This is a genomic window from Pseudochrobactrum sp. AO18b, assembly GCF_000409565.1.
Taxonomy (GTDB): Bacteria; Pseudomonadota; Alphaproteobacteria; order Rhizobiales; family Rhizobiaceae; genus Pseudochrobactrum; species Pseudochrobactrum saccharolyticum.
On sequence record NZ_ANNO01000355.1, the window covers coordinates 1 to 2,556 of the forward strand.

Annotated in this window: 2 protein-coding genes; both read left to right on the forward strand. The window is 55.3% G+C overall.

Features of this window, described 5'->3' with window-relative positions; translation table 11 throughout:
• Positions 1-43 precede the first annotated feature (43 nt).
• A complete protein-coding gene (locus A918_RS0113865) occupies positions 44-1,810 on the forward strand; it encodes an acyl-CoA dehydrogenase (protein WP_022711645.1) in 1,767 nt (588 codons plus the stop codon).
• A 2-nt stretch (positions 1,811-1,812) separates the two neighbouring features.
• Positions 1,813-2,556, forward strand: a 744-nt coding sequence (locus A918_RS0113870) for a crotonase/enoyl-CoA hydratase family protein (RefSeq protein ID WP_028233812.1), incomplete at its 3' end; no start/stop codon positions are given.

The following is a 2,556-nucleotide window of genomic DNA, read 5'->3' on the forward strand; positions in this document are numbered from 1 at the left end:
CGGCTGCATTCTTTCAACGGAATGCGCCAAACGGAGGAAGCAGATGTATCGCGCGCCACTTGCTGAAATCAGCCAGACACTCAATCAGGTTGCAGACCTGCCGGAGCTTTTGAAAACCGAACTGTTTTCAGAATTATCACCGGATATTGTCGAAGCCATTTTGCAGGAAGCAGCAAAGTTCAGCGAGACGCGCATCACTCCGCTACGCACCAAAGGCGATCATCAGGGCGCAACACTGAAAGATGCGCAGGTCACCACGGCAGAAGGCTGGAAAGAACTTTACAAAGACTGGACGGATGGCGGCTGGAACGCCCTGACCGGCGATCCTGCCTATGGCGGCCAAGGCCTGCCGACTTTGCTCTCGGTTGCCGTTGCGGAAATGTGGAACTCCGGCTCCCTTGGTTTTGCTATTGCCTCAACCCTGACGATGGGTGCAGTTGAAGCACTGGAACATCATGCCAGTGATGAACTGAAAAACACCTATCTGGAAAAACTGATTTCCGGTGAATGGTCAGGCACCATGAACCTCACCGAACCGCAGGCTGGTTCCGATCTCGGTGCTTTGCGTTGCCGTGCTGAACGGGCTGATAACGGGACATACCGGATTTTCGGGCAAAAAATCTTTATCACCTATGGTGAGCATGATCTGACCGATAATATTGTGCATCTGGTGCTGGCACGCCTGCCCGATGCACCGGCAGGTACCAAAGGGATTTCATTGTTTCTGGTGCCGAAATATTTGGTCAATGAAGACGGCTCGCTTGGCGCACGCAATGATGTGTTCTGCGCCGGACTGGAAGAAAAGCTCGGCCTTCACGCCTCACCGACCTGCACCATGATTTATGGTGACGGTTTTGGTGATACAGGTGACAAAGGCGCTGTCGGCTATCTGATCGGCGAGGAACATAAAGGCCTCGTCTATATGTTCACCATGATGAACAATGCCCGTTTGCTGGTCGGCATTCAGGGTGTTGCGATTGCCGAAGCTGCCTATCAGAAAGCCCGTGCCTATGCGGCGGAGCGCCGTCAGGGACGTTCCCTGAATGCACCAAAGGGCGCAGAAATGAGTCCGATCATCGAGCATCCGGATGTCCAACGCATGTTGCTGACCATGAAGGGGCTGACACAGGCTTCCCGTGCGATTTGCTACTCCTGCGCACAGGCGCTGGATATGGCCAAAGCCGACAGCACCAAAGCGGATTTTTGGGCAAACCGTGCCAGCCTGCTGACCCCGCTTGCCAAGGCTTTCTCCACCGATAGCGGCGTGGATGTGGCATCTCTCGGCATTCAGGTGCATGGCGGCATGGGCTATATTGAAGAAACCGGCGCCGCGCAGTTGCTGCGTGATGCACGTATCCTGCCGATTTATGAAGGCACCAATGGTATTCAGGCCATGGATCTGGTGATGCGCAAATTACCGCTGGAAAATGGTGGCCATATTCATGGTTTCCTGCAGGAATTACGCGACATTGCCGGACAGGCCAAAACCTCCGGCAAGCTCTCCGCAATCGCTCCTCAGCTTGAATCCGCGCTGGATGCTACAGAAGAAGCCACCCGCTTCCTGCAGGATTGCATTGTTAAAGGCGATAGTCAGACAGCGCTTTGCGGTGCTACCCCCTATCAGCGCCTGCTCTCGCTGACTGTCGGCGCGCTTTATCTCTCCAAAGCCGGATTGCAGGACAGCCGTGCTGCTGCCCTTGCCGCATTCTTTGCCGAAAACACGCTTCAGGAAACTGCCGCACTTAAACAGGTCGTGTTTAATGGCGCAGCCAGCCTGAGCAATGCCGCAACAATTTTGCAGGATATTTGATGATGAGCGAATTTCTTCAGATTGAACGTCAGGATGCTGTGCAGATTATCCGCCTCAACCGGCCGGAAAAGAAAAACGCCATCACCCGTGATATGTATCACGGTATTGCCGAGGCGCTGCAACAAGCTGATACCGACGACACTATCCGTGTCAGCGTTATTCTAGGTCAGCCCGGTGCCTTCTCCGCCGGTAATGACATGCAGGACTTTATGCATGCAGCCCTGTCGCAAGGCAGTCTCGGTGAGGAGATTATCGACTTTCTGCACACGCTTGCACTGACACGCAAACCGCTGATCTCCGGCGTTGACGGACTGGCAATCGGCGTCGGCACCACGCTGAACCTGCATTGCGACCTGACCTTTGCCACGCCGCGCTCCGTGTTTCACACGCCATTTGTTGATCTCGGGCTGGTGCCGGAAGCCGGTTCAAGCCTGCTTGCTCCTAAAATCATGGGTTATCAGCGTGCCTTTGCTCTGCTGGCAATGGGAGAAGCCATGACTGCGGAACAGGCACTGCAAGCTGGTATTGTCTGGCGCGTTGTGCCGGAAGATGAACTGGAATCGGAAGTGCTGAAAACCGCTCAAAAGCTTGCCGCACGCCCGCCTGCGGCTCTGCAACTGACCCGTGATTTGCTGCGCAGTGCCGCCGAACCGCTCACAGACCGGATCGACCGCGAGGCGCAGATTTTTGCTGATCGCCTGAAATCTGCCGAGACTGCACAGGCTGTCGGCGCGGTTCTCTCTCGC